This is a genomic window from Corynebacterium sp. MSK019 (genome assembly GCF_030232425.1).
Lineage (GTDB): Bacteria > Actinomycetota > Actinomycetes > Mycobacteriales > Mycobacteriaceae > Corynebacterium > Corynebacterium jeikeium_D.
On record NZ_JASPJT010000013.1, the window covers coordinates 1 to 13,656 of the forward strand.

Below are 13,656 nucleotides of genomic sequence, written 5' to 3' on the forward strand. Positions count from 1 at the left end.
CTTATATAAGCCCGTTTTATGCGGCCTGACCAGCAAATAGGCTGAAAATCAGACACACTTTTTGTCACTTAACCCGGCGTCGCTGTGTTCGTCGTAAAGCAAGTGTGGCGTTAAGCCGTGATTAGCTTTACTCGTAGGTGCCTCGGAGGTCCTTGTAGTCCTCATCGTGCCAATCCACGTTGGCCTGGTCCTTGGTGGTGACACCGACATCAGGCTGATGCGGGACCTTCGCAATGATGTTGCGGCGGGCGCGGCCGGCGCGGAGCTGGCTTTCGATGCGCTCAGCAAGGTTGGCAAGGCCGAAGTTGATGGCAATGAGAATGATTGCTACGACGACCAGCGATGGAATCATGGCGCCGTAGTACTCGCCAAGCTGGCGGCCGGAGCGGACAACCTCGACGTAGCCAATCATGTAGCCCAGTGCGGAGTCCTTCAGCGCGATGACCATCTGCGAGATAATCGCCGGCAACATGGCGGCGACTGCCTGCGGCAGCAAAATGGTGACCATCGTCTGGCGGTGGGAGAGACCCAGCGCAATCGCGGCCTCTCGCTGGCCCTTCGGCAGCGATTCGATGCCGGAGCGCAGCGTCTCGCCAATGACGGATCCGTTGTACATGGTCAGGCCAAACACAACGGCGGCAAAGCCGAGGTAGTTCGACGGAAACAGCTGCCAAAGCGCGAACACCGAGTAGGCAAACAGCATGAGCACCAGCACCGGAATGGCGCGGAAGAACTCGACAATCACCGAGCACAGCCAGCGCACCGGAGCGACCGGGCTCAACCTACCGACGCCCAGGAGAGCACCAATAACCAGTGCCAACACAATAGAGACGACAGCCGCGACAATGGTGCTGACCAGACCGGGCAGAATGTACGTGGTCCAGGTTGTGGATTCTAGGAAGAACGACCACTTATTCGCCTCGAACTGGCCCTTGTCGGCCAGTTTCATTCCGACCCAGGCGAGGATCGCAACGGTGATTGCGGCCACGATCCAGGTGAGGGTTCGGTTGAAGCGCTGAGCCTTGGGGCCCGGCGCGTCGTAAAGAACTGTTGCGCGAGTAGCCATTAGCGCTTCACCGCCCATCGCTTGCCAGCCCAGCCGAAGAACAGGCCGGTCGGCAGAGTCAGAATAATAAAGCCGACAGCGATGATGCCGAAGATAATCAGGATATCGCTGGCGTAGTTTTCGGTCATGGTCTTCATCAGCAGCGACGCTTCAGCCACACCGATTACCGAGGCAATCGTGGTGTTCTTGGTCAGCGCGATCAGGGTGTTGCCGAGTGGCACGATAGCGCCACGGAACGCCTGCGGGAAGATGATGTAGCGGAAGCTTTGGCCGAAGCTAAGCCCCAGGGAGCGGGCGGCTTCGGCCTGCCCGAACGGCACAGTATTAATACCGGCGCGCAGGGACTCCGCAACGAAGCACGAGGTGTAGGCAACGAAGGCCAACACCGCGAGACGGAAGTTCTGCTTGACAATGAAGGAGTCATTCTCCGCAGCCAGCAGCAGCCCCAAGTTGTAGTAGAGACCCATCGAGGCCAGCAGCACAATCAACGTCAGCGGGGTATTGCGGACAATGTTGATGTACCAGGTCGACAGGGTACGCAGGATTCCCACGGGGCTCACGCGCATAGCGGTGAGAAGCGTGCCAAAAATCAGGGAACCAATTGCCGAAGCAATCGTCAGTTTGATGGTTACCCAGAAAGCCGGAAGCAGTTCCGGCCCCATTTCACTCCATAGTTCTGGATTCATTGTTTGCTCGCACCCCTTCCTACTTCTTCTCTACGAACGACAGATCGCCGATTGCCGGCTTGTCGTCGAGCTCGAACTTGTCGCCCAAATGCTTCTTCAGGATCTTCTGAAGCTCACCGGTGTCGTACAGCGACTCCAGCGCCTCATTGATGGCCTCACGGCTGGCATCATCACCCTTGGGCAGGCCGATGCCGTAGTACTCATTGGTCCAGTAGGAACCATCGGGGTTGCGCAGCTCGACCACGCGGAAGTCGTCGCCGAAGCGCTCCTTGTAGCGCTGGGCGAAGCCCGCGAGAATGGTCGCATCGGTGGTCAGGGCATCGACGACACCCTGCTTCACACCTTCCGCGCACGCGGCGTAGGTATCGAACTCCTGCAGCTGCACCTCCGGTAGAGCGTCCTTGACTTTCTGCGCTGGGGTGGAGCCGGATACAGAACACAGGCGAGTGCCCGGGGCGACGTCGTCAAGCCCCTGGATGCCCTCGGAACCGCGCACCAACAGTGCCTGGTGCGTGACCAGGTACGGGCCGGCGAAGTCGACGGCAGCCAGGCGGCCAGCGTTGATGGAGTAGGTGGCGGCGATCATGTTGACCTCGCCGTTGTTAATCAGCGTCTCGCGCTGAGCGGACGGGGTCTCGCGCCACTCCATCTCGGGCACATCCCAACCGTTCTTGTTGGCGATGTACTCAATGACGTAGCGGGAAACATCGTTGTCGACGCCCGCGAACTCACGGTCCGGAGTGCGCTCACCGAGGCCCGGCTGGTCAAACTTCGTACCCAGCGTCACGTGCCCGGCTTCGATATCGGCCAGCAGGTTTCGGGGTCCGCCGCTACCGCAGGCCGCGAGGCTCATCGTCGTGGCAACAGCTACGACAGCCGCCGCAACTCGCTTGCCGACGACACCTCGGCGGCCCTGGTTGCGACTGCGTCCCCGGCCTCCTCGTAATAGTGAAAGCTTCATGGTGACCAGCCCCGCCTAGTGTCCGACGATCTTGGCCAAGAAGTCCTTGGCACGATCGCTCTGCGGGTTGGTGAAGAAGGTCTCCGGGTCGGTGTCTTCGACAATCGCACCGTCGGCCATGAACAGGATGCGGTCGGCCACGCGGCGGGCGAAGCTCATCTCGTGGGTGACACAGACCATGGTCATGCCGCCCTTGGCCAGGTCGGTCATGACATCGAGGACCTCGTTAATCATTTCCGGGTCGAGCGCGGAGGTGGGCTCGTCGAAAAGCATGACCTTCGGGTCCATGGCCAGGGCGCGTGCGATGGCGACGCGCTGCTGCTGACCGCCGGAGAGCTGTGCCGGGTACTTGTCAGCCTGTTCCGCAATGCCGACACGGGCGAGCAGCTTGTCCGCACGCTCGCGGGCCTCGGCTTTTGAGATCTTGCGGACCTTCAGTGGGGCCAACGTGACATTGTCGCGAATGGTCATGTGGCTGAAGAGGTTGAACTGCTGGAAGACCATGCCGACCTCAGCACGCAGACGGGTGAGTTCCTTACCCTCTTCTGGGAGAAGTTTGCCGTTGATGCGGATCTCGCCGCTGTCGATGGTCTCGAGGCGGTTGATGGTTCGGCACAGTGTGGACTTACCAGAGCCGGAGGGGCCGAGGACAACTACGACCTGACCAGCTGGGATTTCCAGATTGATGTCGCGCAAAGCGTGGTAATCGCCGTAGTGCTTATTCACCCCGGCAATCGAAATCATGCTCTGTGGTGTGGATGATTCAGTCATGTGAAAAAGTATAGGTGACTCACGACACATCACTGCTATCGGTGTTCCTTGTGCGATATTCACTTGTGAAAAGTGACTGCACACCAATTAGTTCTAAAGATCCACGCGATGGCGCCTCGCAACAGGCTTGCGGCCATGCACGAACCAGTAGAAAACGGCCGCGAGAACCACGACAACCGCCAGGCCTGCGTACATCTTGTCGAAGCCCATAGTGGCGGCTACCGAACCAAGCACGATTGGGCCGAGGCCGATGCCTGCGTCGACAAGCAGGAGCAGCGTCGAGATGCCCGTGCCCAACTTGTGCGCCGGCGCCAGGTGCACGGAGATGGTCTGGCAGGCCGGCATCAGCGTGCCGTAGCCCAGGCCGCAGAGCGCACCGGCGGCGATAACGTGCCAGTCAGCGGTTGCGAAAGCCAGAACAAGCAGTGAGATGGTGAAGCACACCAGGCCGATGGCGATAACGGGGTTGTCGCCGCGGCGATCTTGTAGGCGTCCCAGTGAGAAACGCGCCGCCATCATCGCCACCGCATAGGCGATGAAGAAGAAGCTGGCGCCCCTAGCCAGGCCGCTCAGCTGCGAGTATCGGTTCAGGAATGTAATCACGCCCGCATACGCCAGGCCGATGAGCAGCATGAACAGACCGATCGGCACCACTCTCGGCGTCATGATGTCATCGAAGGAAAATGTGCGCTTCGTCTCGCTTGCCGACGAATCCTCGGTGGCCTCGGCCTTGGTTTCCGCAGTGGTGGGCCCGTTGTGTTGTGGCAGAACGAGTGCCAGCACCAGTCCGACAATGGACAGGCCGAGGGCTGTGGTAAAGAGGACGCTGTAGCCGACCGAGCCAATAAGGGCTAGGCCGAGAGCTGGGCCAATCGCGGTGGCCAGGGTGGTGCCGAGCGAGATATAGCCAGTTCCCTCTGCGCGGCGCGAAGCCGGAATAGCGGTCTGGGCGGCGGCCATCACGGCGGTGGAAGCTAATGCGTAGGTCAGGCCGTGGATGATGCGGATTGCAATCAGGACCGGCAGGGATGCGGCCCAAATGTAGGCGGCACAGGCTGCCACGATGACAGCGAGCGAGCCAAGCATGATTCTGCGACCACCGAAGGTGTCCACCAAGTAGCCGGAAAAGAGTCGCGCGATGGTGGCGCCGACCACGAAAGAACTGGCAGCGAAGCCACCGGCGGCATCTGAGGCGGAGAAGCGCTGGACGGCGTAGAGCGCCATGACTGTGATTGAAAGGTAGAACACCAGGTACATGCTGAAGTTAATCAGCCAGCTGATGATGAACGCGGGGGAGAAGAGCTTGTCTTGCCCGTGCTGCTCGTCCTGCTCGTTCTGTTTGTGCCTGTTCTGTGTGGTCGTATGCGTTGTCATGCTGAAGATACGGTCTCTTTTCTCGTTTGAAAACGATCGTGGAATTAGTGCTTTGGCGAAACTGCTTTCCGGCATTTGTATCATGCAAAAATGCAGTTAGGGCTCGAATTATAACAATTGGTTTGTATGATGCAAATGTGCTTTTTCGGCCTTAACCGCATCCGTGGCGCGCTAGAATAGGGGCTGTTCAGCAAACAGATACATCCCGCAGGCCCATTAAAGGGCCGACATAAAGGCGACAAGAGGATTGACTGCCACCGTGCGAAACGACGACCTGGCCGCGCTCGTTTACGAGAACATGCTGCTATCCCGGGTGAGCTCCAGCGGCTACCGACCACATCGTAAGGACATCCTGTTGGATCGCTCCGCCGCAGCACTGCTGGCTAGGCTGGAAGCACAGCCGGATATGACAGTCGCCGAGCTCTCCGATGCACTAGGGCTGGACATTTCTACAGTGCATCGCCAGCTGGCCGCCGCCATGCGGCAGGGGTATATCGCGAAGAGGTCCGCGCCGTCGTCAAGCGCGAAGGTGCATAGCGCGACCGACAAGGGGCTAGAGCTGCTGCACCGGGAGATTGAGGCGCGTAAGAATACCGTCGATGACATTACGCATGGCTGGGAAGACTCGGAGCTCGCGGAGTTCGTGCGATTGATGCGCAAATTCAACGAGGGCGTGGAAGAAATGCGTGGTCATCCATGGCCTAGATAACCGCGGATGCAGTGGTCATGGAATACTTGAGGGCGTGGCTGAGAAAAAGAAGATCGCAAACGTCCTTGCTAACCGATACGCCTCTGCGACTCTGGCTGAGTTGTGGAGCCCTGAGTACAAGATCATCCTCGAGCGCAAGCTCTGGATTGCCGTTCTGAAGGCTCAGGTCGCTCGCGGAATTGAGGTGCCGGAGGGCACTATCGAGGCGTATGAGAAGGTCATCGACCAGGTTGACCTCGACTCCATTGCCGCCCGTGAGCGTATTACTCGCCACGATGTGAAGGCTCGCATTGAAGAGTTCTGCGACCTGGCTGGCACCGAGCACATTCACAAGGGTATGACCTCGCGTGACCTGACCGAAAACGTTGAGCAGCTGCAGGTTCTGCAGTCGCTGAAGGTCGTGCGCGACAAGGCCGTTGCCGTTGCCGCCCGCACTGCGGAAAAGGCCTCCGAGTACCAGTCGCTGGTGATGGCAGGTCGCTCCCACAACGTCGCCGCACAGGCAACAACCCTGGGTAAGCGCTTCGCCTCTGCTGCGGACGAGATGCTGCTGGGCATCGAGCGCGTAGAAGACCTGATTTCCCGCTACCCACTGCGTGGCATCAAGGGCCCGATGGGTACCGCCCAGGACATGCTGGATCTGCTTGACGGTGATGAGTCCGCACTGGCCTCCCTCGAAAACGAAATCGCTGAAGGCCTCGGCTTCGACCGCGTCTTTGACTCCGTTGGTCAGGTCTACCCGCGCACCCTCGACTTCGACGCTCTGTCCGCACTGGTCGAGCTGGGCGCAGGCCCGGCGTCGCTGGCCACCACCATCCGCCTGATGGCCGGTAATGAGACCGTCACCGAGGGCTTCAAGGAAGGCCAGGTCGGCTCTTCCGCCATGCCGCACAAGATGAACGCCCGCTCCTGTGAGCGCGTCCACGGTTTCCAGGTCATCCTGCGTGGTTACATGACCATGCTCTCCGAATACGCCGGTACTCAGTGGAACGAAGGCGACGTTTCCTGCTCCGTGGTTCGCCGCGTTGCACTGCCGGATGCTTTCTTCGCCATGGACGGCATGTTCGAAACCTTCCTCACCGTCCTGTCCGAGTTCGGTGCATTCCCGGCCATGATCGACCGTGAGCTGGAGCGCTACCTGCCGTTCCTGGCTTCCACCAAGATCCTCATGGCAGCCGTTCGCGCTGGTATGGGCCGCGAGGAAGCCCACGAGATCATCAAGGAGCACGCCGTCGCCACCGCACTGGATATGCGCGAAAAGGGTGCTGAGCAGAATCTCACTGAACGTCTCGCTGCAGATGAGCGTTTCCCGCTGGATGCCGCAGGGCTTGCCGACGCTCTGGCGAACCGCCATGCGTTCATCGGTGCCGCGGAATCCCAGGTTGACCGCGTAGTTGCACGTGTGCAGGCTGTCGTGGACAAGTACCCAGAGGCCGCGGCCTACAAGCCGGGCGAGATTCTGTAGCTTCGCGAGCGTCACGCGCGAATCGCGAAGCGCGAAACGCGCAAACGTGCAAACGTAAGTACCTTTGAAAAACTCTGTCACGTTGGTGGCAGAGTTTTTCGTCGTTTGTTGGCGAAACCACCAGTGAGCAGCCAAGTTCCTCGGTACGATGAGCGGTAAGTATCGAAACCTCTACGCGAAAGGTGCCCGACGTGACATCGGCTGTTAGGACTTCGCTTTCTCGCCCAGGTGCCACATTGAATGTGCTGCGCTGGGTTCCAGAAAATGACAAGGGCGCGCCCGTTACTCCTAAGGGAGTGGTGCAGATTGTCCACGGCATGGTCGAGTACGCCAACCGCTACGCCAAGTTCGCCGAGTACCTCGTATCCCAGGGCTATGCCGTCGTCGCGCACGACCATCGCGGCCACGGTATGACCAAGACAGATGCTGGCATCCCGGGCTACTTCGCTGACTACGGTGGCTGGAACTTGATTCTCGAAGACCTCCACGCGGTGCGCCAGTATGTTGATGCTGAATTCCCAGGCAGCAAGCACTATATTCTCGGCCACTCCATGGGGTCGCTTCTGACTCGTAACTACATCGCCAAGTACGGCGAAGGGCTCACCGGCGTCATTATCATGGGTACTGTGTCGTGGCCAGGGGCTAAGGGCGACGCGGGAATGAAGGTGGCAAACCTGCTGGCTAAGATTCGTCCTACCGCGCCGGGCAAGCTGCTCAACACTCTCACCTTTGCTGATTACAACAAGGGCTTTGAGCGCCGCACTAAGTTTGATTGGCTCACCCGCGACCACAAGGTTGTTGATGCTTATATTGCGGACGACAAGTGTGGTTTCGTTCCCACCAATGCCTTTTTCCGCGACCTTCTCGTCGGCACGCACTACGCGAACTCGCCTGAAGCCTATGAGAAAGCGCCTGATGAGCTGCCGCTTTTCGTGGTTTCCGGTGCCGTTGATCCGGCGGGTGGCGCTGCCTGTGTGACTGAGGTCGTGGGCAAATACCTGAACGCGGGCAAGAAGGACGTGCGCTTTAAGGTCTATCCGGATGGTCGCCATGAGATTCTCAACGAGTTGAATAAGGAAGAGGTCTACTCCGACATTGTGGCGTGGTTGGAGTCCCGCTAGGGGGAGCTGGTTAATAGACAAAAAGTATGCCCGTTCGGCGGGTCGACCGGTGGGCATCTTTTGCTACTTATCCCAATGCGAGTTACTGACTGCGTTTATGTCAGCGGCGGCAGGGCGATGCAAGTTACTGACTGCGTTTATGACAAAAATGGCCTGAAAAATTGCCTGAAAGTGTCATAAACTCATACAGTTTCACATTTGCAGCCCGTAATCATATTTGGCGCCCGTAATTTTTGGGGTCTGCCCAGTCATTATCTTGAGAATCAGACATACTTTTGTCATGTAACGTTCTTTTTACGCTTGAAGATTTACGCTTGAAGAAAAGGAACCGACCACATGATCAGAAGAAGACAACTCTCAGCGGTCGTGCTCACCATCTCCATGCTGCTGGTGCTCGTAGGCTCTTTTGCGGGAATCACAACAGGGCGTGCACAGGCGCAAGAGGCCGCGAGTACTATCTCGCCAACCATGGTGATCCTGGATGCTTCAGGGTCAATGCTTGCCGACGACGCGGGCGGCCAGACCCGAATGGAGGCAGCGAAGACTGCCACGAGTAAGTTCGCGGGATCGGTGTCAGAGGACTCCGAAATTGGGTTCATGGTCTACGGCACGGAAGTTGGCAATTCGCCGGAGGAGCGGGAAGCTGGCTGTCAGGACATCACCACGCTGCTGCCCGTGCAGGCGGGTAACTCGGCGAAGATTCCTGCTGAAGTAGGAAAGGTCCAAGCCTCCGGCCACACCCCGATGGGGCCTGCGCTGCGTCAGGCTGCCGATGAGTTGCCGAAAGAAGGGCAACGTTCGATTGTGTTGGTCTCCGATGGTGAGGACACCTGTGCTCCGCCACCGGTGTGCGAGGTAGCCAAGGAACTCAAGCAGCAGGGCATTGACCTGGTCATCAACACAGTTGGTTTCCTTGTTGATGCAGGTGCACGTGCTGAACTGGAGTGCATTGCTGAGGCCACTGGCGGTGAGTACCTGGACGCCCAGGACTCCGATTCGCTGGCTGAGTCCATGAAGACGCTGGCGACCCGCACCGCACGCACCGCGCAGTCCAGCGCGCAAGAGATACAGGGCGGCGACGCTCCTACGAGCGCTACCAAGGTGCCTGCCGACGTGGAAACGTTCTCGACCAAGCTGCGGGAAAAGACTCCTGAGTCCGAGCGCAGCATCAGTAATCAGGAAGGCGACGGTGCTGAGTACTTCTCCGTCCCGGTCGCTGAGGGAGAGCGGCTTGCAATTAGTGCGGCCACGGTGCCGGGAGCGTCGTCAGGCGCGACTTTGATGGACCTAGATGTCCGCAACTTCGCGCTCACTATGCATTTGGATGACAGCAGTTGCTTCCTTGCCAATGATTTCGGCAATGGCATCATCGACTCCAATGGCCCCTTTTTCGCATCGATAACAACCAAGCAGTCCGGAGGAGCGGAGGGGGACTGTAAGTCGGGCAATATGGTGTTCTCCGTGGCCCGAAAAGGAGGCCCCTTCGAGGGCCAGGACATTCCTGCAGAAGTAACCATCAAGCGTTTCGCCAACGAAAACCTGATTGATGTGCCGGAGGCGTTCCCGTCCGACAAGGAGAGCTTGACCCCTCCGCCCGCGACACCGGAAGCGGATCAGGCTAAGAAGGTCACCCCAGGTTCGTGGTTCGATGACGCCACGGAACTTACTGCCGACAGCATCAGCAGCGTCACGGCCGACATTGTTCCTGGTGAGACGCACGTGTACAAGATCAAGTCCGAGTATGGGCAGCAGCTCCGCGGCGCCGTCAAACTCATTGACGCCCCAGAAGCGGACAAGCTTGCACAGATCTCCGGCCTGGATATCAAGACGCTGAACTCGGCACGCCAGCTCGCCGGCAGCGAGGAAAACCGTCCGGCCAATGAACACCAGATCGGTGAAGAGACTACATTTGGTAACTCGGCCCGGATTAACTATCGCAATCGGATCGGCGAAGATAGTGAAAAGTCGGGCGATTACGAGGCTGAAAGAGCCTGGTTGGATGGCGACCAGTACATCGTTGTCTTCTTCAACAACAGCTGGGGTGCCGGTCAATCCCACGATGTCGCGGGTGTTCAAAACGTCCCGGTGACTTACCAGCTGACCACGGAGTTGGTCGGCGAGAAGATTCCGGGCCCAGCTTTTGAACAGGTCGCGCACAAGTCGCCAAGTAGCGAGGCCCCGACTAGTAGCCAGCAGAATCCGAAGGGCACCGAAGAAAACGAGGATGACGGCTCTTCCAACATGATGTGGTTCTCTATTGGTGCAGTTCTGTTAGCCGTCGTCGGCGCGGCAATCGCGTTGACCCGTAAGTAACGCTAGAGCGTCCAGTACACGCCGAATCGGTCAGGCTTGACGACGGCTTCCGTGCCCTCGGCAACCTCAGCGCCTGTTAGGCCAAGCGCTTGGCAGGCGCTTTCGACCTCTTCGGCCGAATCGCTGGAGAGGCGCATCGCCACACCGTCGCCGAAGGTGAAATTGTGCATGCCCGGCGAGTCGAGCGTCATGAAATTCCCTGACCCGAAAAGCCGGTTGTATACCTCGGTGGCGGCGGCAGCCTGTGGTTCGTCGCCTGTCCACATGAAGTAGGGAATAACGGCGGGATTCGCTGTCTTTGCGGCAGCGTCCGTGCTTGCAGCCCCGCTGGTTAAGGAATCAATCATCAGTTGCCAGTTGACCCCATTGCCGTCGACCAACCAGCCAAAGAGCGGCGAGAAATCGTAGCTGGTCAGGGGCATGAGCGTAGCACCACCGCTGATGGTTTCATCACCCGCCATCAGATGCTCCCACAGTCTGCGCAGCTGGTTTTCCTGACCAGGGGCAAATCGCACCATAAAAGACACAGCGGGGGTTAATCGGCGGTTCCCGTTCTCAATGAGTTCAAAGTCCATCCCGCCGATGGTGAGCGTGGTGGAGTTGGGCTTGATGTTGGAGTGAAAACCTTCGGCGTAAAACCGCGCAGCGGCGCGGGGGTCGTCGTTAAGCGCGATCACGGCCGAGATAGAAACAGTCATGAAAATGAGCCTAACGACGAGCGCCTAACCGCGCAGAGAACGCAGCGTTTGATCCTAGTCAGTGAAGAATCTTCATACGGCGATATCCCCAGTAACGCTGCGCTGATTAGGGGATTTCAGTTAGTGGCGTGGGCTCTGCTCGCGAACTAGGTCTGCAAATCTGTTGATGTAGTCGCGAACAAAGTCCTCAGTGCTTGACGACGTGAATTCTCCTTGTTCGTCAATGAGTGTTGGCGATTGTCCCAGGAAGACCTCTGGCTGACCGAGCATCGGCATGTCGAAGTACGACAGCGCGAGTCGCAAGTTCTTCTGAGAGCTATAACCGCCCATACGGCCGACGGAGTGGCTGATAATTCCCGCGGGCAGGTTCTTCCATGCCACATCACCGTTGGGCTTAGATCCGATGTCAACGGCATTCTTCAGAGCTGCAGGAATTGTGCGGTTGTTTTCTGGGGTGACAAATAGGATGCCATCGCTGGCTTTAATGGTTTCCCGGAAACTGGTGTATTCCGCGGGAGTCGCAATATCGGACACTGCGGGGTCGTCGTAGTCGAAGTTGTAGAGAGGGAGGTCACGAATCTCGACGATGTCGACTTTGAAGTCATCGGGGAAGTACGTGGCTGCCTTGAGTGCAATCTTTCGTGCATAGGAGGCTCGACGCAAGCTTCCTACCAGGATAGAAATCTGTGCAGTCATGCGAATGTTCCTTTCTTAGGATGTATGGGGAAAGACGTGGATTTAGAAATCCCAGTCTTCATCTGCGGTGTCTTCGGCTTTTCCGATGACATATGCGGAGCCGGAACCGGAGAAAAAGTCGTGGTTTTCATCTGACCCCGGGGTGAGGGCGGCGAGAATTTCGGGCTTGAAGGCGGTCTCTTCATGGTTAAACCGCTGCGGGTATCCCAAGTTCATGAGCGCTTTGTTGGCGTTGTATCGAATGAAGTTGGCAACGTCGTCGTAGAGCCCGAGTGGTTGGTATAGGGCTTCGGAGTACCTCAGTTCGAGCTGGTATAGATCATCGAGAAGTTCGAAGACGAAAGCCTTCATCTGCGTTTGCGTGGCGGTGTCGTAGGTTTCTACGCCTCGCTGGAATTTGTAGCCGGAGTAATAGCCGTGAACAGCTTTGTCACGCAGAATCAGGCGCACCATGTCGGCGGTATTGGTCAGGATGCCACGTGATGCGAAGTGCAGCGGGAGGTAGAAGCCGGCGTAGAGCGAGAAGGACGAAAGAAGCGTTGCTGCCGCCTTTCGCTTGAGTGGAACGTCGCCGTAATAGTGTTTGAGCACAGCTTTTGACCGAGCCTGCAGGATGTCATTGGCGACTGCCCATTGGTAGGCAGCGTCGATGTCAGGGGTATTGGATAGCGTAGAAAATACTGAAGAATAAGACTTTGCATGCACTGCTTGCATGAAAGCGATATTCGTGTAGACGGCCTCTTCATGTTCGGTGCGGGCATCTTGAATTTGGGAAATCTCCCCGACAGACGCCTGGACTGTGTCGAGCATGGTCAGTCCGGTGAAGACCTTCATGGTCAGCTCGCGTTCTAGATCGGTGAGACGTCGCCAGTCTGCAAGGTCATTGGACAGCGGAACTTTTTCGGGCAGCCAAAAATTTGCTGTTAGGCGATTCCACACTTCGAGATCTTTGTCATCTTGCACTCGGTTCCAGTTGATTGGCCGAAGGCGGGCAGCTGGGTCCTTTCGAAAAGACGGTGGCGTAGTTGAATAGCTGTAGATGTTCAAGAAGTAGCGCTCCTCCAGAATTCTTCCAGGCCCTCTTTGACGTTCTCCACATCGTGGTCTGTCCCCAGTAGCTCATAGTGGTATAGCTCCGGAACCTGGCATTTTGCAGAAATGATGGCTCCGGCTATGCAAAAGTCGGTGCCGAAATTTGTGTTGCCCGAGGTGATGACACCGCGGATGAAACTCCTGTTGGTTTCGTCGTTGAGAAAAGCGATGACTTGCTTAGGTACCGCGCGGCGCCGACATCCGCCACCATAAGTCGGTGTGATCAGGACAAATGGGCTGCAAACGCGAATCATTCCGTCTTTTCGCGGATGTAACGGGATGCGTGCTGCTGGTTGAGCCAGCTTTTGGACGAACCGGTGAGTGTTTTCAGAAGCACTGGAGAAGTACACGATTCGGGGTGACTCCTCCGGTGGGAGTTCCGTGAAAGTCAGCGGCGTCTTCGATGATGAAGACACTCGATTACCTCCTATGTTCAATGGATTGAACAATAACGTACAGGAGTGAACGTGGTGTCAACAAGGTGCTGCTTACGTAAGACTGAACGTGCTTAGTAATGCAATTGAGAAGTAAAGCCGCGGCTCTGTATTAACGGCAGAAAAATCCAGCAGTTGATTTTCAAGGCGAGAAAGATAGCGGGGCTGGCAGCGGGGGTGTCTCCCCAACGAGGGGAGGTAGATTCCAGAGGCCTCTCAGCGGAGCCAAACAGGGCAAACAAAAAGGCCGCGCTTTGGAATGAACCAGTC

General features: G+C 57.7%; 13 protein-coding genes. 4 read left to right on the plus strand and 9 right to left on the minus strand.

The features are described 5' to 3' along the window. Positions 1-127 precede the first annotated feature (127 nt). From QP982_RS09255 to QP982_RS09275, 5 genes are all read right to left on the minus strand, one after another. Entirely contained in the window at positions 128-1,066 is a 939-nt protein-coding gene (locus QP982_RS09255; protein WP_016421416.1) for an amino acid ABC transporter permease, read from the minus strand. Next, positions 1,066-1,752, minus strand: a complete 687-nt coding sequence (locus QP982_RS09260; RefSeq protein WP_048733083.1) for an amino acid ABC transporter permease — start codon at positions 1,750-1,752, stop codon at positions 1,066-1,068. Before QP982_RS09260 ends, QP982_RS09255 begins: the two co-directional genes overlap by 1 nt. 19 nt (positions 1,753-1,771) lie before the next feature. Continuing rightward, positions 1,772-2,713: a glutamate ABC transporter substrate-binding protein gene (locus tag QP982_RS09265; protein WP_016421414.1), complete on the minus strand. Its 942-nt coding sequence runs from the start codon at positions 2,711-2,713 to the stop codon at positions 1,772-1,774. Positions 2,714-2,728: 15 nt separating this feature from the next. Then, complete coding sequence (locus QP982_RS09270) at positions 2,729-3,457, minus strand: amino acid ABC transporter ATP-binding protein (RefSeq protein ID WP_069359127.1); 729 nt, start codon at positions 3,455-3,457, stop codon at positions 2,729-2,731. Positions 3,458-3,577: 120 nt separating this feature from the next. Then, entirely contained in the window at positions 3,578-4,858 is a 1,281-nt protein-coding gene (locus QP982_RS09275; protein WP_284870457.1) for an MFS transporter, read from the minus strand. Positions 4,859-5,117: 259 nt separating this feature from the next. Between QP982_RS09275 and QP982_RS09280 the strand changes: the two genes are divergently transcribed. The 4 genes from QP982_RS09280 to QP982_RS09295 all read left to right on the plus strand — a co-directional run bounded on the left by QP982_RS09280 (position 5,118) and on the right by QP982_RS09295 (position 10,466). Beyond that, entirely contained in the window at positions 5,118-5,567 is a 450-nt protein-coding gene (locus tag QP982_RS09280; RefSeq protein WP_049172172.1) for a MarR family winged helix-turn-helix transcriptional regulator, read from the plus strand. A 34-nt stretch (positions 5,568-5,601) separates the two neighbouring features. After that, positions 5,602-7,032 carry an adenylosuccinate lyase gene (gene purB, locus QP982_RS09285; RefSeq protein WP_069359129.1) on the plus strand — a complete coding sequence of 477 codons (1,431 nt, stop codon included), beginning with the start codon at positions 5,602-5,604 and terminating at the stop codon, positions 7,030-7,032. Positions 7,033-7,223: 191 nt separating this feature from the next. After that, positions 7,224-8,153: an alpha/beta hydrolase gene (locus QP982_RS09290; protein WP_070549872.1), complete on the plus strand. Its 930-nt coding sequence runs from the start codon at positions 7,224-7,226 to the stop codon at positions 8,151-8,153. A 336-nt stretch (positions 8,154-8,489) separates the two neighbouring features. Beyond that, positions 8,490-10,466 carry a vWA domain-containing protein gene (locus QP982_RS09295; RefSeq protein ID WP_284870459.1) on the plus strand — a complete coding sequence of 659 codons (1,977 nt, stop codon included), beginning with the start codon at positions 8,490-8,492 and terminating at the stop codon, positions 10,464-10,466. 2 nt (positions 10,467-10,468) lie between these two features. On the opposite strand, the gene QP982_RS09300 is transcribed toward QP982_RS09295, so the two are convergent. The 4 genes from QP982_RS09300 to nrdI all read right to left on the minus strand — a co-directional run bounded on the left by QP982_RS09300 (position 10,469) and on the right by nrdI (position 13,368). Then, positions 10,469-11,164 carry a VOC family protein gene (locus QP982_RS09300; RefSeq protein ID WP_049173075.1) on the minus strand — a complete coding sequence of 232 codons (696 nt, stop codon included), beginning with the start codon at positions 11,162-11,164 and terminating at the stop codon, positions 10,469-10,471. 120 nt (positions 11,165-11,284) lie between these two features. After that, positions 11,285-11,860, minus strand: a complete 576-nt coding sequence (locus tag QP982_RS09305) for an NADPH-dependent FMN reductase (protein WP_016421405.1) — start codon at positions 11,858-11,860, stop codon at positions 11,285-11,287. A 42-nt stretch (positions 11,861-11,902) separates the two neighbouring features. Then, positions 11,903-12,907 (minus strand): class 1b ribonucleoside-diphosphate reductase subunit beta, encoded by a 1,005-nt coding sequence (nrdF, locus tag QP982_RS09310; protein ID WP_080971523.1) that lies wholly within the window; start codon positions 12,905-12,907, stop codon positions 11,903-11,905. Beyond that, complete coding sequence (nrdI, locus tag QP982_RS09315; RefSeq protein WP_284870461.1) at positions 12,904-13,368, minus strand: class Ib ribonucleoside-diphosphate reductase assembly flavoprotein NrdI; 465 nt, start codon at positions 13,366-13,368, stop codon at positions 12,904-12,906. Before nrdI ends, nrdF begins: the two co-directional genes overlap by 4 nt. Positions 13,369-13,656 lie beyond the last annotated feature (288 nt).

Coding starts and splice junctions, on each gene's coding strand:
- QP982_RS09255 (WP_016421416.1), bottom strand. CDS start 1,066: ATGGCTACTCGCGCAACAGTTCTTTACGACGCGCCGGGCCCCAAGGCT.
- QP982_RS09275 (WP_284870457.1), bottom strand. CDS start 4,858: ATGACAACGCATACGACCACACAGAACAGGCACAAACAGAACGAGCAG.
- QP982_RS09265 (WP_016421414.1), bottom strand. CDS start 2,713: ATGAAGCTTTCACTATTACGAGGAGGCCGGGGACGCAGTCGCAACCAG.
- QP982_RS09300 (WP_049173075.1), bottom strand. CDS start 11,164: ATGACTGTTTCTATCTCGGCCGTGATCGCGCTTAACGACGACCCCCGC.
- QP982_RS09270 (WP_069359127.1), bottom strand. CDS start 3,457: ATGATTTCGATTGCCGGGGTGAATAAGCACTACGGCGATTACCACGCT.
- QP982_RS09260 (WP_048733083.1), bottom strand. CDS start 1,752: ATGAATCCAGAACTATGGAGTGAAATGGGGCCGGAACTGCTTCCGGCT.
- QP982_RS09295 (WP_284870459.1), top strand. CDS start 8,490: ATGATCAGAAGAAGACAACTCTCAGCGGTCGTGCTCACCATCTCCATG.
- QP982_RS09305 (WP_016421405.1), bottom strand. CDS start 11,860: ATGACTGCACAGATTTCTATCCTGGTAGGAAGCTTGCGTCGAGCCTCC.